Origin of the sequence: Streptomyces sp. NPDC002574, from assembly GCF_042889545.1 — a bacterium.
Classification (GTDB): Bacteria; Actinomycetota; Actinomycetes; order Streptomycetales; family Streptomycetaceae; genus Actinacidiphila.
Genome location: NZ_JBIARB010000005.1, coordinates 50,857 through 70,382 on the forward strand (window position 1 = coordinate 50,857; position 19,526 = coordinate 70,382).

The 19,526-nt window shown below is 74.0% G+C and carries 21 protein-coding genes; 7 read left to right on the forward strand and 14 right to left on the reverse strand.

Annotation, left to right across the window (positions count from 1 at the left end; translation table 11 throughout):
* Positions 1–118: 118 nt before the first annotated feature.
* Positions 119–994 (reverse strand): LysR family transcriptional regulator, encoded by an 876-nt coding sequence (locus ACFYXS_RS12755; RefSeq protein WP_389247003.1) that lies wholly within the window; start codon positions 992–994, stop codon positions 119–121.
* Positions 995–1,071: 77 nt separating this feature from the next.
* The gene (locus ACFYXS_RS12760; RefSeq protein ID WP_389247005.1) at positions 1,072–1,941 is read right to left on the reverse strand and encodes an NAD-dependent epimerase/dehydratase family protein; all 870 of its coding nucleotides are present in this window, start codon (positions 1,939–1,941) and stop codon (positions 1,072–1,074) included.
* A gap of 184 nt (positions 1,942–2,125) precedes the next feature.
* Between ACFYXS_RS12760 and ACFYXS_RS12765 the strand changes: the two genes are divergently transcribed.
* Complete coding sequence (locus ACFYXS_RS12765) at positions 2,126–2,626, forward strand: GNAT family N-acetyltransferase (protein WP_389247007.1); 501 nt, start codon at positions 2,126–2,128, stop codon at positions 2,624–2,626.
* Positions 2,627–2,695: 69 nt separating this feature from the next.
* Here ACFYXS_RS12765 and ACFYXS_RS12770 read toward each other — a convergent pair whose 3' ends face one another.
* Both ACFYXS_RS12770 and ACFYXS_RS12775 read right to left on the reverse strand, forming a co-directional pair.
* A complete protein-coding gene (locus ACFYXS_RS12770) occupies positions 2,696–2,893 on the reverse strand; it encodes a hypothetical protein (RefSeq protein ID WP_389247009.1) in 198 nt (65 codons plus the stop codon).
* Positions 2,894–3,057: 164 nt separating this feature from the next.
* The gene (locus ACFYXS_RS12775; protein WP_389247011.1) at positions 3,058–4,077 is read right to left on the reverse strand and encodes an aldo/keto reductase; all 1,020 of its coding nucleotides are present in this window, start codon (positions 4,075–4,077) and stop codon (positions 3,058–3,060) included.
* A 152-nt stretch (positions 4,078–4,229) separates the two neighbouring features.
* Between ACFYXS_RS12775 and ACFYXS_RS12780 the strand changes: the two genes are divergently transcribed.
* Entirely contained in the window at positions 4,230–5,213 is a 984-nt protein-coding gene (locus ACFYXS_RS12780; protein ID WP_389247013.1) for an AraC family transcriptional regulator, read from the forward strand.
* 12 nt (positions 5,214–5,225) lie between these two features.
* On the opposite strand, the gene ACFYXS_RS12785 is transcribed toward ACFYXS_RS12780, so the two are convergent.
* From ACFYXS_RS12785 to ACFYXS_RS12795, 3 genes are all read right to left on the reverse strand, one after another.
* The gene (locus ACFYXS_RS12785) at positions 5,226–5,579 is read right to left on the reverse strand and encodes a hypothetical protein (protein ID WP_389247015.1); all 354 of its coding nucleotides are present in this window, start codon (positions 5,577–5,579) and stop codon (positions 5,226–5,228) included.
* A 71-nt stretch (positions 5,580–5,650) separates the two neighbouring features.
* Complete coding sequence (locus tag ACFYXS_RS12790) at positions 5,651–7,204, reverse strand: CehA/McbA family metallohydrolase (protein WP_389247017.1); 1,554 nt, start codon at positions 7,202–7,204, stop codon at positions 5,651–5,653.
* A 139-nt stretch (positions 7,205–7,343) separates the two neighbouring features.
* The gene (locus ACFYXS_RS12795; RefSeq protein WP_389247019.1) at positions 7,344–8,867 is read right to left on the reverse strand and encodes an aldehyde dehydrogenase family protein; all 1,524 of its coding nucleotides are present in this window, start codon (positions 8,865–8,867) and stop codon (positions 7,344–7,346) included.
* 171 nt (positions 8,868–9,038) lie between these two features.
* Between ACFYXS_RS12795 and ACFYXS_RS12800 the strand changes: the two genes are divergently transcribed.
* Positions 9,039–10,367, forward strand: coding sequence for a GAF domain-containing protein (locus ACFYXS_RS12800; protein WP_389247022.1), 1,329 nt, complete (start codon positions 9,039–9,041; stop codon positions 10,365–10,367).
* 21 nt (positions 10,368–10,388) lie between these two features.
* Here the strand turns inward: ACFYXS_RS12800 and ACFYXS_RS12805 are convergent, their stop codons facing one another.
* The 6 genes from ACFYXS_RS12805 to ACFYXS_RS12830 form a co-directional block, all read right to left on the reverse strand.
* On the reverse strand, positions 10,389–11,138 hold the full coding sequence (locus tag ACFYXS_RS12805) for a GNAT family N-acetyltransferase (protein WP_389247024.1): 750 nt from the start codon (positions 11,136–11,138) through the stop codon (positions 10,389–10,391).
* 141 nt (positions 11,139–11,279) lie between these two features.
* Positions 11,280–12,257 carry an NAD(P)-dependent alcohol dehydrogenase gene (locus tag ACFYXS_RS12810; RefSeq protein ID WP_389247026.1) on the reverse strand — a complete coding sequence of 326 codons (978 nt, stop codon included), beginning with the start codon at positions 12,255–12,257 and terminating at the stop codon, positions 11,280–11,282.
* Positions 12,254–12,499, reverse strand: coding sequence for a helix-turn-helix transcriptional regulator (locus ACFYXS_RS12815; RefSeq protein ID WP_389247028.1), 246 nt, complete (start codon positions 12,497–12,499; stop codon positions 12,254–12,256). The genes ACFYXS_RS12810 and ACFYXS_RS12815 overlap by 4 nt, the downstream gene beginning before the upstream one ends.
* Positions 12,493–12,921 (reverse strand): hypothetical protein, encoded by a 429-nt coding sequence (locus ACFYXS_RS12820; protein WP_389247030.1) that lies wholly within the window; start codon positions 12,919–12,921, stop codon positions 12,493–12,495. Before ACFYXS_RS12820 ends, ACFYXS_RS12815 begins: the two co-directional genes overlap by 7 nt.
* Positions 12,922–13,032: 111 nt before the next feature.
* Positions 13,033–13,947: an SIS domain-containing protein gene (locus tag ACFYXS_RS12825; RefSeq protein ID WP_389247032.1), complete on the reverse strand. Its 915-nt coding sequence runs from the start codon at positions 13,945–13,947 to the stop codon at positions 13,033–13,035.
* A gap of 195 nt (positions 13,948–14,142) precedes the next feature.
* Positions 14,143–14,931 (reverse strand): DeoR/GlpR family DNA-binding transcription regulator, encoded by a 789-nt coding sequence (locus ACFYXS_RS12830; RefSeq protein ID WP_389247034.1) that lies wholly within the window; start codon positions 14,929–14,931, stop codon positions 14,143–14,145.
* An 82-nt stretch (positions 14,932–15,013) separates the two neighbouring features.
* Between ACFYXS_RS12830 and ACFYXS_RS12835 the strand changes: the two genes are divergently transcribed.
* Positions 15,014–15,847, forward strand: coding sequence for a ketose-bisphosphate aldolase (locus ACFYXS_RS12835; RefSeq protein WP_389247036.1), 834 nt, complete (start codon positions 15,014–15,016; stop codon positions 15,845–15,847).
* 25 nt (positions 15,848–15,872) lie between these two features.
* On the opposite strand, the gene ACFYXS_RS12840 is transcribed toward ACFYXS_RS12835, so the two are convergent.
* On the reverse strand, positions 15,873–16,550 hold the full coding sequence (locus ACFYXS_RS12840; RefSeq protein WP_389247038.1) for a hypothetical protein: 678 nt from the start codon (positions 16,548–16,550) through the stop codon (positions 15,873–15,875).
* Between the two features lie 66 nt (positions 16,551–16,616).
* On the opposite strand from ACFYXS_RS12840, the gene ACFYXS_RS12845 reads away from it, so the two are divergent.
* From ACFYXS_RS12845 to ACFYXS_RS12855, 3 genes are all read left to right on the forward strand, one after another.
* Positions 16,617–16,997: a hypothetical protein gene (locus tag ACFYXS_RS12845; RefSeq protein ID WP_389247040.1), complete on the forward strand. Its 381-nt coding sequence runs from the start codon at positions 16,617–16,619 to the stop codon at positions 16,995–16,997.
* A 286-nt stretch (positions 16,998–17,283) separates the two neighbouring features.
* Positions 17,284–17,853: a hypothetical protein gene (locus tag ACFYXS_RS12850; RefSeq protein ID WP_389247042.1), complete on the forward strand. Its 570-nt coding sequence runs from the start codon at positions 17,284–17,286 to the stop codon at positions 17,851–17,853.
* 42 nt (positions 17,854–17,895) lie between these two features.
* On the forward strand, positions 17,896–19,242 hold the full coding sequence (locus tag ACFYXS_RS12855; protein ID WP_389247044.1) for a carotenoid oxygenase family protein: 1,347 nt from the start codon (positions 17,896–17,898) through the stop codon (positions 19,240–19,242).
* Positions 19,243–19,526: the final 284 nt, after the last annotated feature.

Consider the following 19,526-nt stretch of genomic DNA (forward strand, 5'->3'; position numbering starts at 1 on the left):
CGGTCCCCGCTCCGCTATGCGGCCAGGGACCGTGATCCCCGTCACACGGCTGTGCCCCCCGTCCGGGAGGGCGGGGGGCACGGGCCGGGCCAGGGGCGCCGCGGCGTCCTGCGGACCACTACGGGACGGGGTGGCGGTGCGCGAGGGCGACGGAGACGAACTCCTCGACGAGAGGGTCGTGGCGGCTGCCGTCCCAGGCCAGGCACACCCGGTTCGGCCCGATGTCCGACAGTTCGACGTGGGTGACGTCGGGGCGGGTGTAGTACGAGGCGGTGGAGAGCGGCAGGACGACCACCCCGCGCCCGGCCGCCACGTTCTCCAGCTTCTCCTCGACCGTGCGGAACGCCGGGACCGGGGCCGGCGCGTCGGTGCGGAGCTCCTGCGCGATGTCACGCCACTCGGGGACCGCGTCGGGATCCTGCAACAGGTGCTCGTCGGCGAGGTCGGCGATGCCGAGGGAGGGCTTGCCCGCGTAGCGGTGGTCGGCGGGCAGGACGGCGACCCGCGGCTCGGCCATGAGCTCGCACAGGTCCAGGCCCCGGACGTCGAGCGGCATCCTGACGTACCCGACGTCGACCCGGCCGTCCCGGATGACCTCGGCCTGGTCGTCCCAGCCGGTCCTGACGACCTCCACGGACAGCCCCTGATGGCGCCCGGAGAACTCGCGGACCGCGCCGGTGACGATCAGGCCCGGCATGAAGCCGACGGTGAACGTCCCCGGACCCCCCTGGGCGGCGCGGGCCACCCGGCGCCGCGCCGCCTCCGCCGCCGCCAGCAGGGGCCCTGCGTCGGCGAGCAGCTGCTCCCCCGCCCCCGTCAGCCCTGTGCTGCGGCGGTCGCGGGAGAACAGTTGCGCCCTGAGCTCGTGCTCCAGCGCCCGGATCTGCCGGGACAGCACCGGCTGCGCGATGTGCAGCCGCTCGGCGGCCCGCCCGAAGTGCAGTTCCTCGGCCACCGCGACGAAATACCGCAGCTTGCGCAGATCGAGGTCCACGGACACCTCCCTCGCGGCCGGACTCCTCCCGAACGAGCCTATGCGCGTTCGGGAGGACGGACGACGTCGGCCGCGGTTCAGGAGCCGTCGGCGAGGGCGGCGAGGGGGTCCAGGCGGGTCGGGGCCCAGCCCAGCTCGCGGCGTGCGCGGGCACCGGTGATCCGCTGGTCGAGCGCGAAGGCCTGGGCGATCGGGCCCATCCGCTCCTCAGCCTCGGCGGGCGACAGCCGGCGGACGGCGCCGGGCCGGCCGATCGCCCGGCTGACCGCCTCGCTGATCTCGGCGGCCGTCGGGAACGCGTCGATGGTGCCCGCGAAGACCGAGCCCGCCGGGGCGCCCAGGGCGAGCGCGTAGAGCTCCGCGACGTCGTCGACGTGCACGACGGACCAGTGGTTGGCGCCGTCCCCGATGCACGGCACGGCGCCGTCGGCGCGCCCCGGCTCCGCGTAGAACGTCTCGACCAGGCCGGCGGCGTGGCCGAACACCACGCCCGGCATCACCACCACGGGCCGCTCGCCGGTCGCGGCGCGGGCCAGCACCCGCTTCTCGTTCTCCAGCCGCCAGGCGGTGAGCCGCGGCGGGATGAGCGGCGCGTCCTCGTCGACGACGCCGTCGGTGTCGCCGTAGACCCAGATCCCGCCGGTGTGGACGTACGGGCGGGGGCCGGCCCCGTCCTGGAGCGCCTCGGCGGCCGCCCGGTCGATGTCGCCGCTGTCGGGGCCGGCGTGCTGGCCCAGGTGCACGACCCCGTCCGCGGCGCGGGCCGCCTCGGTGAGCACAGCGGTGTCGGTCAGCGCGCCGCGGACGGCGGCCGCCCCGAGCCCGTTCACGACCGCCGCCGACTCCTCGCTGCGGACCAGGGCGCTGACCTGGACGTCCCGGCGCACCAGCGCCTTGATCGTCGCCTGCCCGATGTACCCGGACCCTCCGGTCACGAAGACCTTCATGCTGCTCGCCTCTCTCGACGACTCCTGACGGATGTGATGCCGTCGAGTCTTGCCGCGAGGGACCGGGGCGGTCCAAGACCTGTTGCGGCCGCTGTGATGCCCGGCGGGTATCACCCCTGGCCGGCGAGACCGGGAAGAGCGGCGGGACCGGGAGCGGTACGCGGGCTCGGGTAGTCTGCCGATCATGGCGGACTGGGAGCTTCGACCGGCCTCGGAGGATGACGTCGAGCCGATTGCCGAGTTGCGGGCCGTGGTACTGCGGGCGGATCTGGAACGGCTCGGGCGGTACGACGAGCAGCGGGTGAGGCAGCGGCTGCGCGACGGCTTCACGCCGGCACACAGCCGGGTGATCGAGGTGGACGGGGCGTTCGCGGGCTGCGTGTCGCTGCGGCCGTCCGCCGGCTCCCGCCTTCTGGAGCACTTCTACCTGGCCCCGCACCTCCAGGGCGGCGGCATCGGCACCGCGGTGCTGCGCGCCCTGCTCGAACAGTGCGACCGCGACGGCATCCCGGTACGGCTGAACGTGCTCCGGGGCAGCCCCGCCCGGCGGTTGTACGAGCGGCACGGCTTCACCCTCGAAACCGAGGACCCGGTGGACGCCTTCATGGTGCGCGAGCCCGCCGCTTCGACGGGTGACCTGCCGCGTACGACACCTCACGACGCCCTGCTCCCGCGAAGCGGGTGACGCCGGTGACGGGACTCGGGTGAGCCGAGGGCCCGCCCCCGGGGGCGGGGATCTCCCCGCCCCCGGGGCTCAGGCGCGGCCGGCGCTGTGCTCCTTGCGGGCACGCCGTTCCAGCGTGCGGCGCCGGCGCTCGGCGGCGGCCGCCTTCAGCCCTTCCTCGCGGCGCTTGTTGTACCCGGGGGGCTCGACGGTGAACAGGCACAGGCCGCAGACGTAACCGCCCTCGGGGCCTTCGATGACGGGTTCGAGGCAGCGCTCACAGTCCATGCCGACCTGTCCTTACTCCTCAGCCGGATGCGCCGCAGTTGTTGCAGGACCAGCGCCCTCCGGGACCCTGGAGCACGGACGCGCCACAGTTCGTACAGTTCACTCTTGCAGTCGTACCGTACAGGGCGCCGCCCTGCCAGCGGTTCCGGTGAGTTCGCGGAGCGTCACGCCCTGTGGGGGCGTCGCTCCGAGAAGCCGTGGATCCAGCCCGGGTACTCCACCGGGAGGCGGCTGGCGGCGTCCAGCTCCTCCAGGTCCTGGGCGGAGAGGGCCAGGTCCAGGGCGGACAGGTTGTCGGTGAGCTGCTCGGGGCGGCGGGCTCCGACGATGGCGCTCGTGACGCCGGGCCGGCCCAGCACCCACGCCAGGGCGACGCTCGCGACGGAGGCGTCATGGCGGCCCGCCACCACGCGCAGGACGTCGACGACGTCGTAGAGGCGCTCGCGGTCGACGGGCGGGAAGTCGACCTTGGCGCGGCGGGCGGCGGCGTCGCTCGCGCCGTCGCGGTCGAACTTGCCGGTGAGCATGCCGCCCGCGAGCGGGCTCCACACGAGCATGCCCAGCTTCTGGTCGCGAACCAGCGGCAGGATCTCCCGCTCGATGTCCCGTCCGGCCAGGGAGTAGTACGACTGGAGCGAGCAGAAGCGGGCCAGTCCGCGCCGGTCGGAGACGCCGAGGGCCTTCATCATGTGCCAGGCGGCGAGGTTGGAGGCGCCGATGTAGCGGATCTTGCCCTGGCGCACGGCGTCGTCGAGGGCGCCGAGGGTCTCCTCGACGGGCGTGACCGGGTCGACGTTGTGGATCTGGTAGAGGTCGATGTGGTCGGTGCGCAGGCGGCGCAGGCTGTCCTCCAGGGCCTGCATGATGTGCAGCCGCGACTGGCCGACCTCGTTGGGGCCGGGGCCGACGCGGGCGGTCATCTTGGTGGCGAGGACCACGTCGCGGCGGCGCTTGCCGAGCACTTGGCCGAGCAGTTCCTCGGACTCGCCCGCGGCGTAGACGTTCGCGGTGTCGATCAGGTTGATGCCGCTGTCGAGGGCGAGGCCCACGATCGCGTCGGTCTGCCGGAGGTCCAGGCCGCCGACCGAGTCGTAGGGCGGGGTGGTCCCTCCGCCGAAGGTCATCGCGCCCAGGGCGATGCGGGACACGAAGACTCCGGTGCTGCCCAGTTGCTCGTAGTGCATTGCTGTCTCACTGCCTCTTGTGGTGCCTGCGTAACGTCATCTGCCGGTCTGCCGGAGGCCCGCGGTGCCTCCGTATGTGCACGCTAAGACGGTGACGATGGACAATCCATAAGAGAAAGTCCTTCGAAGTTGCGCGATCGTCCGGAGTGACCATGGATCCGCTGTCCGACGTCCTGAACCTGCTGCACCTGCGCGGGGCCTCGCCCTCCCGGATGGAGGTGGGCGGCCGCTGGGCGCTGCGCTTCCGTGCCTACCCGTACGTCAAGGTCGGCGCCGTCCTCACCGGCTCCTGCCGGCTCGCCCCGGACGGCACCGCGCCGCTGCTGCTCGGGGCGGGCGACTGCTACCTGCTCACGGGCGACCGGCCCTACCAGGTGGGCAGCATCAGCGACCCGCCGGTCGAGCCGGTCGACGGGCACGCCGTCTACCGGGCGGCCCGGGCCCGCGCCGGGAGCAGCTCGATGACCGTCCGGCACGGCGATCCCGGGGCGGCGGACCGCGTCGTCGTCGTCGGCGGCAGCATCGAGTTCGACGATGTCACGGCGGGGCTGCTGCTCAGCAGCCTGCCGCCGACCGTGCGCATCGCCGCCGACAGCCCGCAGGCGCAGGTGCTGCGTCCCACCCTCCGACTGCTGGCCGACGAGACCGCGCAGGAACGCCCGGGCTCGTCCGTCATGGCGGCCAGCCTCACGCAGATCCTCTTCCTCCAGGCACTGCGCGCCTACCTCGAACTCGCCGCCGAGGCGGGCGAGTCCGGCACCGGCTGGCTCGGCGGCCTCAGCGACTCCCAGATCGGGGCCGCCCTCGGGCACATGCACCAGCAGCCCGCGCACCCCTGGACCGTGGGCGAACTCGCCTCCGCCGTCGGCATGTCACGCTCCGCCTTCGCCCTGCGCTTCCGGTCGCTCGTCGGCCGCCCGCCGCTGGACTACCTGATGCGCTGGCGCATCCAGCGCGCGGCGGCCGCCCTCCGCGGCGGTGACCGCACCGTCGCCTCCGTCGCCGCCGAGTGGGGCTACGCCTCCGAGAGCGCCTTCAGCAACGCCTTCAAACGCGTCACCGGCCAGCCCCCGGCCCGCCACCGCGCCCTGTCCCTGCGCCAGGGGGAACGGGACGCGGCACAGGCGACCGGCTGAGGCGCCGCCGCGTCAGCGCGCCGGCCGGTGGGGGCGCGCGCCGTCGAGGAGGACCAGCGCGGCGCCGGTCACGGCGGCGGCCGTGGCCGCGGTGAGGACGGTGCGGGAGGAGCGCCAGGACAGGACGGACCAGCGGGACTGGGCGGACAGCAGGGAGCCGACGCTGAGCCAGGAACCGGCGGAGAGCAGGGAGAGGCTGGAGCCGAGGGACGCGGCGGACAGGGCGCTGCCGACGGAACCGACGGAGAGCACGGAGCCGACGGAACCGATCGAGAGGACGGAGTCCACGGAACCGATGGACAGGACGGAGCGCTTCGACCACAGGGAGAGCGAGGACTCCTCGGGGATGGCAGTCATGGACGCCATCCTGCCGGACGCCGCCGCGTTCCGGGGCGGCGTCGGCCCCGGCACCGTGGTGCCGGGGCCGGTGTCCCGGGCTACTTGCGGCCCAGCCAGATCGGGTTGGTGAGGGCCAGCGCCGGACCCGGCAGACCCGACGCGCCCCCGTCCGCGGCCGGACGGCGCACCTCGGCCCGTACGTAGGAGGCGAGCGACGCGGTGGTGGACCACTCCAGGACACCGGACGCGGGCAGCAGCGCGCCCACCATCTGCCCCTCGTCGGTCATCAGGCGGACCACCGTGCCTGCCGGCACCCCGCTCGCCTCGATGCGGACGGTCACCGCCGCGTCGCGGGCCACCGGCAGCCGCTCGCCGATGCCCGCGTGCTCGCCGCGCGGGCCGCTCGCGGTGAACGACAGCTGCACGGCGGAGCTTTCGGCGATCCAGGAGGTCCCGGCCCGCAGACCCGCCTGCAGGGCGCGCCGGTTGAGGCCGTCCGCGAGCACGACGGTCTGCGGCAGGCCGACCACGTCGGGGTCGCGGTGGGCGTCGGAGTTGCCCATCGCCGGGATCCAGTGGCCGTCGCCGCGGCGCGCGGCACCGGTCAGCAGGTTGTCCCAGGTGAGCAGCGTCAGCTCGTCGTCGAGGGTCCAGGGGCCGTTCCACACCTCGATGGCGTCGACGTCGTCGTAGCCGAACTTCCACTGGCTGGCCGGGCTGGGGGCGTACGGGTGGGCCGGCACCACGATGCCGCCGGCTCGCCGGATCTGCCGGGTGAAGCGGCCGAAGGCATCGTCGCGGGCACGGTAGCGCCAGTCGATCCACTCGCCGGCGTCCAGGCCGATGGCCAGGTAGTGGCCGTTGCGGGTGGTGACCTCCTCGCCCGTGAGGACCAGCAGGTCGTCGCCGGACACCTCGCCCAGGTGGGCGTGTGCCGACGTGGTGTTGTGGTCGCTGGAGTTGATGAAGTCCAGCCCGGCGGCGCGGGCCAGCGCGGCCAGCTGCTCCAGGGTGCGCCTGCCGTCGGAGTGCACGGTGTGCAGATGGCAGTCGCCGCGGTACCAGGCCCGGCCGCGGCCGGGCGCGTGGTCCGGCGGGTAGTTCGGGACCTGCGTGGCGGCGGGGGCGCCGAAGGTGAGCGTGACGGTGACGGAGTAGTCCAGTCCCTGGGGCGCCACGGTGTACGGCCCGAGGACGACGTGCCAGGTGCCCGCCCCGACCGGTCCGGCCAGGTAGCCGGGGGTCGCCGTGTCGGCGCCGATCGCGAACTCCGTCCGCGCGCCGCCCGACCAGCCGCGGAAGCCGCGGCCGCCGACGTCCGTGCCGTGCTGGTCGAAGATGCCGATGTCGCAGGCGTTGCCCTGCGTGCCGGGCGGCACGGCCGGCCTGTCGTAGCTGTACGACACCGCGATCTGCCGGACCCCGCGCGGCACTTCCACGGGCAGGTAGACGAAGTCGGCCGCACCGGTAGGCAGATGACCGGTGACGACCCGGGTCTGCACGCTCCCCTCCGGCGGGAGGCCGCCGGAGCCCCCGGGGTGACCGCCGGCCGAGGCGGAGTCGGATGCGGCCGCGAAGCTCACCGGGGCCAGCGTCAGCACGCCGGTGGCACCCGCGAGCGCGGAAAGCTTCAACACATCGCGTCGTTCCATCCCTTCAGCCTCACGCGTCCGGGTAACGGGAGCGTGGCGGCCGGCTGTGCGCCGGCTGACGGACGTGAGCTCCGCGGTGGGCGCGACGAGGCACCCGGAACCGGCCGGTGGGCCGGTTCGGGCGCCTGCCGACCCGCTCCTAGAAGAAGCCGAGCTTCTTCGGCGAGTAGCTGACCAGGAGGTTCTTGGTCTGCTGGTAGTGGTCGAGCATCATCTTGTGGTTCTCGCGCCCGATACCGGACTGCTTGTAACCGCCGAAGGCGGCGTGCGCCGGGTAGGCGTGGTAGCAGTTGGTCCACACCCGGCCGGCCTGGATCGCGCGACCCGCGCGGTAAGCGGTGCTGCCGTCGCGTGTCCAGACGCCGGCGCCGAGGCCGTAGAGGGTGTCGTTGGCGATGGAGATGGCGTCCTCGAAGTCGTTGAACGACGTGACGGCGACGACCGGGCCGAAGATCTCCTCCTGGAAGACCCGCATGCGGTTGTCGCCCTCGAGGATGGTGGGCTGGACGTAGTAGCCGCCCGCCAGTTCGCCGCCGAGCTGCGCGCGCTCGCCACCGGTGAGGACCTTGGCGCCCTCCTGCTGGCCGATGTCGAAGTAGGAGAGGATCTTCTCCAGCTGGTCGTTGGACGCCTGCGCGCCGATCATGGTGGACGTGTCCAGCGGGTGGCCCTGGACGATCTTCTCGGTGCGGGTGACGCCCGCCTCAAGGAAGGCGCTGTAGTGACCGCGCTGGATCAGGGCGCGGGACGGGCAGGTGCAGACCTCGCCCTGGTTGAGGGCGAACATCGTGAAGCCCTCGAGCGCCTTGTCGTAGAAGTCGTCGTCGGCGACCGAGACGTCCTCGAAGAAGATGTTGGGGCTCTTGCCGCCGAGTTCGAGCGTGACGGGCTTCAGGTTCTGCGAGGCGTACTGCATGATGAGCCGGCCCGTGGTGGTCTCGCCGGTGAAGGCGACCTTGGCGACGCGCGGGCTGGACGCCAGCGGCTTGCCGGCCTCGACGCCGAAGCCGTTGACGATGTTGACGACACCGGGCGGCAGGATGTCGGCGATCAGGCTCATCCAGAAGTGGATGGAGGCCGGGGTCTGCTCGGCGGGCTTGATGACGACGGCGTTGCCCGCGGCCAGGGCCGGGGCGAGCTTCCAGGTCGCCATCAGGATGGGGAAGTTCCACGGGATGATCTGGGCGACGACGCCCAGCGGCTCGTGGAAGTGGTACGCGACCGTGTCGTCGTCGATCTCGGCGAGGCTGCCCTCCTGGGCCCGGACGGCGCCCGCGAAGTAGCGGAAGTGGTCGATGGCCAGCGGGATGTCGGCGGCCAGCGTCTCACGGACCGGCTTGCCGTTCTCCCAGCTCTCGGCGACGGCCAGTTCCTCCAGGTGCTGCTCCATGCGGTCGGCGATCCGGTTGAGGATGTTCGCGCGCTCGCTCGCCGAGGTCCTGGCCCACCCGGGGGCCGCCGCGTGCGCGGCGTCCAGCGCCCGCTCGACGTCGTCGGCGGTGCCGCGGGCGATCTCGGTGAACGGCTGACCGGTGACGGGCGTCGGGTTCTCGAAGTACTCGCCGCGCGCGGGAGGGACGTACTCGCCGCCGATCCAGTGGTCGTAGCGGGCCTGGTAGCGGACGATCGAGCCCTCGGAACCGGGGTTGGCGTAGCGGGTCATGGGGCGGCCTCCCATGGATGGGCCGCCCGCTCCGTTGCGGACGGCGGTGGTGCGACCGTAGAACGGAGAAGGTTGCAGGAGGGTTGCGACGCGGCGTACCCGCGGAACTACACTCGGCTGCAGCCGGCCGGTGCCGCCGGGCGCCGGCCCACCCCCGACCCAGGGGCGATCATGACTGCCTCGTACGCGGCCTCCTACACGGCCTGGCCACCCGGGACCGACCCGAAGCTGTTGCGCCGGGACGTGGCGCGTGCCCACGAGGAGTTCCTCAGCACCGGGCGGGCGCCGCGGCCGGTGCGCGACGTGGTGCGGGACTCGTGGCAGCGCTCCCGCAGCCGCGGGGTCGACCCGGAGGTCGCGGGGCCCAGCGTCCCCGCCCTCGCGGGACCGGAGCTGCGCGCCTACCGCGAGAGCCACCCGCTGGCGGCGGTGCTGCCCGTGGTCCGCCGGCTGCTGGTCGAATCGGCGCAGGAGAGCAACGAACTGGTGGCCATCGGCGACGAGCACGGCCGTCTGCTGTGGGTCGAGGGCGCGCCGGGGCTGGCGGCGCGCGCGGAGCGGATCGGTTTCGTCGAGGGTGCCGTGTGGGCCGAGGAGGCCGCCGGTACGAACGCGCCGGGCACGGCGCTCGCCCTCGGCCGGCCGCTGCAGATCTACGCGGGCGAGCACTTCGTGCGCCCGGTGCATCCCTGGAGCTGTTCGGCCGCGCCGCTGCGGGACCCGGACACCGGGCGGGTCATCGGCGTGCTGGACCTGACCGGGGGCGACCACATCGCGGCGCCGCACGCGCTGGCGCTGGTGCGGGCCACGGTCGCGGCGGCGGAGGCGGAACTGCGGGTGCTGCGCCTGCGCGGCGAGATCCCTGCGGCCGCCCCGGTGCCGGCGTCGGGGTCTGCCCAGGTGCCTGTTCCGGCGGCGACCCGAACCACCTCCCCGACGTGCCGGCTGGAAGTGCTCTCGCGCGACCGGGCGCGGTTCGGCTCGCCGTACGGGAGCGTCGAACTGAGCCCCCGTCACTCCGAGATCGTGTTCGTCCTCGCCCTGCACCCGCGCGGGCTCGGCGCCGACGCGCTCGCCGTACGGCTGCACGAGCACGAGGCGGCCCGCGTCACCGTGCGCGCCGAGATGTCCCGGCTGCGGCGCCTGCTGGGCCCGCACGTCCTCGGCTCCCGGCCGTACCGCCTGTTGCTGCCCGTCTCCACCGACGCCGAGGAGGTGCACGCGCTGCTCGCCCGCGGCGCGTACCGCCAGGCGCTCGCCGCCTACCCGGGCACGCTGCTGCCCGGGTCCACCGCCCCCGCCGTCGCCGAGGCGCGCGACGAACTCGACTGCGAGATGCGCCGGGCGCTGCGGCACCGCGGCGACGCCCGGCTGCTGCTCGCCTGGCTGGAGCGCCCGGAGAACCACGTCGACGCCGAGATGCTGCAGGCGGCGATCAGCGCCCTTCCGCGGGAGTCGCCGCGCCGGCTGATGCTGCGCACACTGCTGGACCGGGCCTGAGCGGCGCTCCCCCGGCCGGCGTCACACGGTCGCGTCGCCCGGCGCCCTGACCAGGAGGAAGAGCGGGCGGCGGCGGAGCGCGAAGCCCATGGACTCGTAGAGCCGGATCGCGTTGGTGTTCCTGGGGTCGGCGTGCAGGAACGGCGTCTCCCCGCGGTCGGCGATGCCCGCGGCGACCGCGCGGATCAGCCGGCTCGCCAGGCCGCGGCCGCGGTGGTCCGGGTCGGTGCACACGGCGCTGATCTCCGTACCGCCCGACGGGCGCATGCGCTCGCCGGCCATGGCGATGAGGCGGCCGTTCTCCCGCACGCCGAGGTAGCTGCCGAGCTCGATGGTGCGCGACGCGAAAGGGCCGGGCCTGGTACGGGAGATCAGGTCCATGACCTCGGGGACGTCGTCGGCGCCCAGCAGCACGGCCTGCGGGTCGTGCGCGACGCGCAGGTCCGTCCCGACGAGCTGCACGCCCTCGCCGCCCTCCAGGACCTCCCAGTCGCCGGGCACCACGGGCGAGCCCGTCACCAGCGCGGTCCCGCCGGGGCCCAGCAGTTCGGCCAGGTCCGCCCAGGCCGCCGGGTCGGCCTGGTCCTCCAGTGACGCGAACGGCGACATGTCGCCGGGGTAGCGGACGGCCCGGCCGTACCGCTCGGCGAACCGCGCGTGCGCCCCGGTCAGGGCGAACCACACGGGGTTGTCCAGCGGATGAGGCGCGGCGGCCGCGAGCGGCTCCGCGCCGGAGTCGGACGGGTGGGCGGGGTGGACGCTGGTCGACATGGCGGGGCGGTTCTCCGATCCGTGGGTTGCGCGGGCCACTGGGTGCAACGGCCACGGAGCCGTATCCCTTCCTGCCCTGACGAGCGTTCCCACCCTACGGCCCGGCTCCGCGCGCCACCGGAACGCCCCGGGGGGACGGCGTCAGACGCGGATGACGAGCTTGCCCCGCACATCGCCGCCGCGCAGCCGGCGGACCGCCTCGGGGGCGTCGGCGAGAGCGGCGTACACCCGGTCCACGGCGGGGATGACCGCGCCCGCGTCGAGGAGTGCGCCGAGGCGGGCCAGGTCGGCGGCGGGCTGCGTCCCGACGAGGGTGCGTATGCGGTGCCGGACGAAGCCCGACAGCAGCAGGCCGCGCAGTTGCCGGCCGATGCCCCCGGTCCAGCGGCCGCCGTGCTCGCCTCCGACGATCACCAGGGTGCCGCGCGGGGTGAGGACCCGGCGGAGCCGGGAGAGCGGGCGGTTGCCCGCGATGTCGAGGACGAGGTCGTAGCGGCGGGTGCCGTCGGCGGGGTCCTCGTGGGTGTGGTCGACGACCTCGTCGGCGCCGAGGGAGCGGACGAAGCCGGCCTTGGCGGTACCGCACACGCCGGTGACGTGGGCGGCGCCGAGGGCCTTGGCCAGTTGCACCGCGTAGGTGCCGACGCCGCCGGACGCCCCGATCACGAGGACGTGCTGCCCGGCCCGCAGCTGTCCGCTGTCGCGCAGGGCCTGCAGCGCCGTGCACGCGGAGACCGGGACGGCGGCCGCCTCCTCGAAGCCGAGGCGGTCCGGCTTCGGTGCGAGGTGGGCCTCCTTGGCGCGGGCGTATTCGGCGTACGTGCCCACGCCGCTGCCGTACACCGCGTCGCCGGGAGCGAACCGCGTGACGCCGGGGCCGACGGCCTCGACGCGGCCCGCGAGGTCCGTGCCGCGCACCCGGTTCCTGGGGGCCCGCAGGCCGAAGCCGAGGGCGCGCAGGAGGTAGGGCATGCCGGCCATGACGTGCCAGACGCCCTGGTCGACCCCGGCGGCGTGGACGCGCACGAGCACCTCGCCCGGGCCCGGCACGGGCCGGGGGGTCTCCTCGACGCGCAGTACGGACGGCGGTCCGTAGGTGTCCTGGAAAACGGCCTTCACCGGGGCTCCTCGGGGGATGCGGGCGCGGACTCGGGGTACTGGAAGACGTCGTCGAGCGGTACGCCGAAGACGTGGGCGATCCGGAAGGCCGTCTCCAGGGTCGGCGAGTAGCGGCCCTGCTCGATGGCGATGACGGTCTGCCGGGTCACGCCGATGCGGCGCGCGAGTTCGGCCTGCGTCATCTCGTCGTGGGCGAAGCGCAGCGCCCGGATCTCGTTGGTGACCCGGGTCGGCCTCACCACGGGTGGAAGCCCAGCCGGTAGGAGACGATCTTCGCCGCGGAGCCGACGACCGCCGACAGGACGAAGGCGAGATAGATCGCGTTGGCGATCCAGAAGCGGTCGGAGCCGGCCATCGCCAGGACGAGACCGGCGACCGCGCCGATCACGACGAACGCGTGACCGACGTACTCGCCGAAGCGGTGGATCTCCCGGTCGCGCTGGTCCTTGATGTTCGCCTCCTGGGGCGACGCCACCGACACCGCTATGTGCAGCAGGACCGACGCCGCGATCGCGGCACCCACCGACCACACCAGCGCGGCGACGTAGGGCGCGCCGGCCGGCGACGCGCCTCCCGCCCGGCCGAGCACGACCGTCAGATACGTCGCGTACGAGGCGATCGTGACGACGACCATGATCCAGGCGCGCTTTTCCTCGACTGCCATCGCAGCCCCCCATGTAAAGAAAACCTGACATCGACGAGTGTCAAGCACACTCGACTTCATGTCAAGAATCTTTGACTCCTACGGGAGCCTGCCCGCCCGCCTGACGTAGCGTCAGTTCTCCCCCGCCGAGGCCAGGATCACCGAGCGCGTGAGGTGCCGCGGGGAGTCCGGGTCCAGGCCGCGGGCGACTCCGAGGGCGGCCGCGAGGCGCTGGACGAGGACGAGGTCGGCCAGCGGGTCGCGGCCGGCCGCCACCAGGCGGCCGCCGGTTCCGGCGATCTGCTCCGCCAGGCCCGGCGGCAGGTCGGCCGGGTCGCCGAACCACCAGGCGACACGGCCGGGCCCGGTGACGCTGATCGGGCCGTGGCGGTACTCCATGACGGGGTAGGCCTCGGTCCAGGCGCCCGCCGCCTCACGCATCTTGAGTGCGGCCTCCTGAGCCACGCCGTACGCCCAGCCCTTGCCGAGGAAGGTGAACTGTTCGGTCTCCAGAAGCTCGTTGGGCAGCGGGTCGGCGAGCGCGGACTCGCCCTGTGCGGCCAGTCCGGTCACGTCCTCGCCCAGCAGTGCCCGCAGCAGCACGAGTTCGGTGGTGGCGAAGCGCGTCTGCACGACGGATGTCTCGTCGGCGAAGTCCAGGACCACGGCGGCGTCCGCGAGTCCCATGACGGGGGTGGCGGGGTCGGCGGTGACGGCGACGGTGGGCGTCACACCGCGCAGGCGGCCGAGCAGATCGAGTACCTCGGTCGTCGTGCCGGACCGGGTCAGGGCGAGCGCGCGGTCGTAGGCGCGGCCGGCGGGCATCTCGGAGGCGGCGAAGGCGTCCGTCTCACCCAGGCCGGCGGACTCGCGCAGCACGGCATAGGCGTGGGCCATGAACCAGGAGGTGCCGCAGCCGACGACCGCGACACGCTCACCGGGACGGGGCATGGCGGCCCGCCAGGGCGCGTTCGCGTCCGCGGCCAGCGCGACGGCCCGGCGCCAGCAGCCGGGCTGGGTCGCGATCTCGATCTCGGTCTGGCTCATGGGACTCCGTCCGCTCGATTCGATCCGGTCTCTGCCGGTTCTGCGAGGTGCCGCCGGTGCCGCCGGTCTTGACAGCCCGCACGCCCGGTCCAGCATGATGAGCGAAGTTGCCCGACTCGTGCAATGTTCGCGCAGAAACGCGCACGACGAAAGGAGGTGGCGGTCCCGGTGACGGAAAGCCGACGCGACGCGCCGTCAGGCGCGGACGACCTCCACGCCGGCCGCCTCGAAGGGCTCGGTGAGCGCGGCGGGCGCGTCCTCGTCCGTCACCAGGACGTGGACGTCCCCGACGGGGCAGATCCGCGCGAAGGCCCGCTTGCCGAGCTTCGAGGCGTCGGCGACGACCACCACCCGCTCGGCCCGCCGGGCGAGTTCGCGGTTGACGCCCGCCTCGCCCTCGTGGCGGGCGGTGGCGCCGTGCGCGACATCGAGGGCGTCGACGCCGAGGAAGACCTGGTCGAGCGTGATCTGCGCGAGCAGATCGGCCGCCAGAGGGCCGATCAGCTCGTACGAGGCCGGGCGGGCCACCCCGCCGGTGACGACGAGCTTCACATGCCGGCGCACGGCCAACTCGCCCGCGATGTTGAGTGCGTTGGTGACCACGGTCAGCGTCGGCTCGCCGGCGTCCTCGGCCAGGTCGCCCCGCTCGGCCAGCGCACGGGCGACCGCTGTCGTCGTGGTCCCGCCGTTCAGGCCCACGACGGCGCCGGGCTTCACCAGGGCCGCGGCGGCGCGGGCGATGCGCTCCTTCTCGGCGGCGCGGCGGGCGGACTTGTAGCGCAGCGGCAGGTCGTAGGCGATGGCGTTGATCGTGGCGCCGCCGTGGGTGCGGGTGACCATGTTCTGCCGGGCCAGCTCGTCCAGGTCGCGGCGGATCGTGGCGGCGGAGACGGCGAGTTCTGCGGCCGCGGCCTCGACCTCGATCCGCCCGTCGCGGGTCAGCATCTCCAGCAGCGCGCTCCATCGGGCCTGCGGTGCCGCCATCGTCTCGCCCCTTGTCGCCGGACCTGGCGGCCATGAAACCACAGTCCGCCAACGGGGCCCCGCCGAGAGGAAGAACGAGCGCATGCCGCTGATCGGGACCGCCACTCTCGTCCGCTCCGCCCGCGCCGAAGGCCGCGGCGCGGGGGCCTTCAACGTCATCACCCTGGAGCACGCGGAGGCGATCGTCGCCGGTGCCGAGGCCGCGGGGCGGCCGGTGATCTGCCAGATCAGCGAGAACGCCGTGCGCTTCCACGGCGGCGCCCTCGCGCCCATAGCGCGGGCGACCGCGGCCGTGGCCGACTCCGCGCGGGTCCCCGTCGCCCTGCACCTCGACCACGTCACCGACGACGCGTTGCTGCGGCAGGCCGCCGACTGCGGTTTCGGCTCGGTCATGTACGACGCCTCCGCGCTGCCGCACGAGCGGAACGTGGCCGCCACGCGCGCCGCCGCCGAGTGGGCGCACGACGCGGGCCTGTGGCTGGAGGCCGAACTCGGTGAGATCGGCGGCAAGGACGGCGTCCACGCCCCGGGCGCCCGTACGGACCCCGACGGGGCCCGCGCCTACGTGGCGGCGACCGGGGTCGACGCCCTCGCCGTCGCCGTGGGCAGTTCGCACGCGATGACCACCCGGACCGCCCGGCTCGACCACGACCTGATCGGCCGTCTGCGCGCGGCCGTCGCCGTCCCGCTCGTCCTGCACGGCTCGACCGGTGTCCCCGAGGACGAGCTGCGGCGCGCCGTCGCCGGCGGCATGGCGAAGATCAACATCGGCACCGCCCTCAACATCGCCTTCACCGGCGCGGTCCGCGGCTTCCTCGCGACGGACGGCACCACGGTCGATCCGCGCCGCTACCTCGCGCCCGCGCGCACGGACATGGCGGCGGCGGTGGAGCGGGCCCTGCGCGTCCTGGGCTGAGCGGGCCGCGCCGGCTCGCCCCCGCTCACGGCGCAGCACTCTCCGCCAGCAGGGCGCGCAGCGCGTCGCGGTCGGCCGGCAGGCCCGCCGCACGCAGCCAGAGGTCGCGGTCGGTGATGACGCCCCAGCACGGGTTCCGCTCCACCAGGACCGACAGGAAGGCGTGTTGGGCCCGCGTCAGCGGCAGTCCCGGCCGCCGACCGCCGGGGAAGGCGCACGCGAGCAGCGGGCCCCAGTCGTGGTCCACCGTGGAAGCGGCGCACAGCGGCGCCATGGCGAGGGCCACAGGCAGCACGTCCTCGAAGCGTCCGGCACGGTCCAGCAGACCGGCCAGCAGCGTGAAGCGGAACCGGCCCTCGGTCAGCGGCAGCGGCTCCTCGAACCAGGCGTCCACCGCGACCGGATCGGCCAGCACGGCGAGCAGGACGGGCAGCGCCTGCGGATCGCGGGTGCCCAGCGCGGCGCAGGCCCGAACGGCGGGGTCCGGGTCCGCGAGCAGCGCCCCCGCGTCCCCTCCCAGCGCGGCGAGGGCCAGGAGGGCCGCCGCTCGCTCCCGGCGCGCACCGCCGGCTCGCGCCATGCGTTCCAGGGACGCGGCGGCCGCCGGACGAAGGGGGGCGAGGCCGGGCGGCCGGAGCAGAGGTGCCACGGCACCGAGCGCGGCCTCCCGGACGGCCGCGTCCGCGTCGTCGAGGAAGGGCACGACGGCGGCGGCCAGCCGGGGCCGGACGGCCGGGCACTCCTCGAGCGCGGCCCGTTCCTCGGCCCGGTGCTCATCCGACGAGTCCTCGTCCCCCGGGTCCTCGTCCGGGTCCTCGTCCGGGTCCTCGTCCGGTTTCCCGTCCGGGTTCTCGTCCGGGTTCTCGTCCTCCCCGTACGCGGCGGACGCCGCGAACTCCCCCAGCCACTCCAGAAGGGCCGCGCGCAGCGGCCGGACCCGGTCGTCCCAGGGGAGCCCTCGTGGACGGCCGAGACGCGCGGGTCGGCGAGGACTCCCGCGACGAAGAGGGCCGCCGGCGCGGTGGCCGAGTACAGCGACCCCTGGTGGAGCACCGACATCTCCAGCCGGCCGAGTCCTTCCGACTGCACCTCGGGGTCCTCGTGGAGCAGTGCCAGCAGGTCGTACGGCGTGCTCTCGGCGGAGCCGTAGGCGTGGCGCAGCGAGGGCCAGTCGGTCTCCAGGACGAGCGCGGCGGGGTCGATCGCGGGCGGGGACATGGGCCGCAGTCTGCCCCGGGGTCCGACGGTGCCGTGCGGGACGGACCCATGGGTGCGGCAAATACCGTGAATGCCGCGAACACCGTGAACACCGTGAACACGACCTCCCGACATTCCAGCATTGACAGGTCTCGAGAGACTCCTCTAATTTCGACATGTCAATAATGACATGTCGCCTCGGCGAGAGGCGGCCCACTCCGTGAATCTGGAGACCTACCGTGGGTTACCTGCGCGGCTTCATCCCGTGGATCGCGTCCGGCGTCATCTCCTCCTTCGACTGGCGCTGGGGCGCCGTGGCGGGCCTCGCCACGGGCCTGGCGCTGTTCGCCCAGGACCGCCGCCGGGGCGTCGCGGCCGACGCGATGATCCTGGAGCTCAGCAGCATCCTGTACTTCGCCGTCATCGGGGCCGTCGCCTTCGCCTCCCCGCACTCGCCGCCTGCGACGTACGACGACGCGCTCTCCTTCGCCTGGCTCGCGCTGACCGCCTGGGGCGGCCTCGCCCTCCGCCGCCCCTTCACGCTGGGCATCGCGCGCCGACAGACGCCGCGGGAGTACTGGGAACTGCCCGGCTTCATCGCGGTCAACAACGCCATCACGGCCGCCTGGGGCGCCGGCTTCACCTTCATCTGCGCCGCACTGACCGTCTGCCACCTGACCGGCGCCCCGGGCTGGATCGGCATCGCGGCCCATGTGGTGGGCCTGGTCGCGCCCGCTGTCTTCACCTCCCGCTACCCCGCCCGCGTCCAGGCGCGCCTGCGGGCGGCGGAAGCCGCGCGCACCGCCTGACCACCCGGCCGACCCGCCCCGCCCCCACCCCCGGAGTTGTCCATGACCACCACCACCGGCACCCCGCCGCCGCACCTCGCCGGGAACTTCGCCCCGGTCCCCGACGAGATCACCACCACCGAGCTGGAGGTCACCGGGGCGGTTCCCCCCGAGCTGGCGGGCTGGTACGTCCGCAACGGCCCCAACCCGCAGGACGCCGCGTCCTCGCACTGGTTCACCGGGGACGGCATGGTGCACGGCGTGCGCCTCGACGGCGGCCGGGCGGTCGCCTACCGCAACCGCTGGGTCCGCACCAGGACCCTGGAGTCAGGCGCCCGCGTCTACGACGAACGGGGCAACCGGGACCTGGCGGCCGGTGTCGCCAACACCCACGTCGTACGGCACGCGGGACGGACCCTCGCCCTCGTCGAGAGCTCCCTGCCGTACGAGCTGTCCTGCGAGCGCGGCCACGAGCTGGAGACCGTGGGGCCGTACGACTTCGGCGGGCGGCTCGGCACGGCGATGACCGCCCACCCCAAAACCTGCCCGGTCACCGGCGAGCTGCACTTCTTCGGCTACGGCGGGCCGACCCCGCCGTACCTGACCTACCACCGCGCCGACGCCTCGGGGGAGTTGACGGTCAGCCGGCCGGTCGACGTACCCGCGCACACGATGATGCACGACTTCCACCTGACGTCCCGTCATGTCGTGTTCATGGACCTGCCGGTCGTCTTCGACCTGGAACGGGCGACGACCGTCGGGGGCATGCCGTACGCCTGGTGCGACACCTACGGCGCCCGGCTGGGCGTGCTGCGCCGGGACGACCCGTACGGCGCCGTGCGGTGGTTCGACATCGACCCCTGCTACGTCTTCCACACGCTCAACGCGTACGAGGAGGCGGCGGCCGACGGCACCCGGCTGGTACTGCTGGGCATGCGCTATCCGTCGCTCGGCGACGGCGTGGCGGTGACGTCCCCCGCGCACCTGTGGCGCTGGACGCTCGACCTGGCGGCGGGCACCGTGCGTGAGGAGCAAGTGAGCGACCTGCCGGGCGAGTTCCCGCGCATCGACGACCGGCTGGCCGGCCTCGCCGCCCGGGTGGGACACGCCACGGCCGCTCCGCCCGCGGGCGGCGGCCCCGCCGCGATCCACCGCCACGACCTGCGCGGCGGCGGCGTCACCAGCCACTGGTTCGCCCCCGGGAGGCGTCCGGGCGAGGCCGCGTTCGCCCCGGCGGACGACCGGCCGGGCGGCCCGGGGTGGCTGATGGCCTACGTGTACGACGCCGCCGCCGACCGCAGCGATCTGGTGGTCCTCGACGCCGACGACGTGTCCGCGCCACCCGTCGCCACGATCCACCTGCCGCGCCGGGTCCCCGAGGGCTTCCACGGCAACTGGCTCGCCGACTGACCGGATCCGGCGTCCGGCGGTAGGACCCGGCCCACGGTGACCCGGCCCGATCCCGGGGTCACCGTGGGGCCCGTGCGCGTTTCACCGCCGAGGCGGCCCGGTCACCGGCGCCGTTTGAGGGCGAGGACTCCGACCACGACGGCCACGACGGCGAGCACCATGAGGATGAGGATCAGTTCGATGGGCCCGAGTCTGCCGAACATACGGTCCTCCGGATTGCGTGGTGATCATGCAGCGCCGACGGCGCAGCGTGATGCTGTCACCTGCCGACGGGTACGCACAAC

Bases quoted from the DNA above. Each gene is read 5' to 3' on its own strand.
- ACFYXS_RS12760 (WP_389247005.1), bottom strand. From the start codon at position 1,941: ATGAAGGTCTTCGTGACCGGAGGGTCCGGGTACATCGGGCAGGCGACG.
- ACFYXS_RS12765 (WP_389247007.1), top strand. From the start codon at position 2,126: ATGGCGGACTGGGAGCTTCGACCGGCCTCGGAGGATGACGTCGAGCCG.
- ACFYXS_RS12770 (WP_389247009.1), bottom strand. From the start codon at position 2,893: ATGGACTGTGAGCGCTGCCTCGAACCCGTCATCGAAGGCCCCGAGGGC.
- ACFYXS_RS12775 (WP_389247011.1), bottom strand. From the start codon at position 4,077: ATGCACTACGAGCAACTGGGCAGCACCGGAGTCTTCGTGTCCCGCATC.
- ACFYXS_RS12780 (WP_389247013.1), top strand. From the start codon at position 4,230: ATGGATCCGCTGTCCGACGTCCTGAACCTGCTGCACCTGCGCGGGGCC.
- ACFYXS_RS12785 (WP_389247015.1), bottom strand. From the start codon at position 5,579: ATGGCGTCCATGACTGCCATCCCCGAGGAGTCCTCGCTCTCCCTGTGG.
- ACFYXS_RS12790 (WP_389247017.1), bottom strand. From the start codon at position 7,204: ATGGAACGACGCGATGTGTTGAAGCTTTCCGCGCTCGCGGGTGCCACC.
- ACFYXS_RS12795 (WP_389247019.1), bottom strand. From the start codon at position 8,867: ATGACCCGCTACGCCAACCCCGGTTCCGAGGGCTCGATCGTCCGCTAC.
- ACFYXS_RS12800 (WP_389247022.1), top strand. From the start codon at position 9,039: ATGACTGCCTCGTACGCGGCCTCCTACACGGCCTGGCCACCCGGGACC.
- ACFYXS_RS12805 (WP_389247024.1), bottom strand. From the start codon at position 11,138: ATGTCGACCAGCGTCCACCCCGCCCACCCGTCCGACTCCGGCGCGGAG.
- ACFYXS_RS12820 (WP_389247030.1), bottom strand. From the start codon at position 12,921: ATGGCAGTCGAGGAAAAGCGCGCCTGGATCATGGTCGTCGTCACGATC.
- ACFYXS_RS12825 (WP_389247032.1), bottom strand. From the start codon at position 13,947: ATGAGCCAGACCGAGATCGAGATCGCGACCCAGCCCGGCTGCTGGCGC.
- ACFYXS_RS12830 (WP_389247034.1), bottom strand. From the start codon at position 14,931: ATGGCGGCACCGCAGGCCCGATGGAGCGCGCTGCTGGAGATGCTGACC.
- ACFYXS_RS12835 (WP_389247036.1), top strand. From the start codon at position 15,014: ATGCCGCTGATCGGGACCGCCACTCTCGTCCGCTCCGCCCGCGCCGAA.
- ACFYXS_RS12855 (WP_389247044.1), top strand. From the start codon at position 17,896: ATGACCACCACCACCGGCACCCCGCCGCCGCACCTCGCCGGGAACTTC.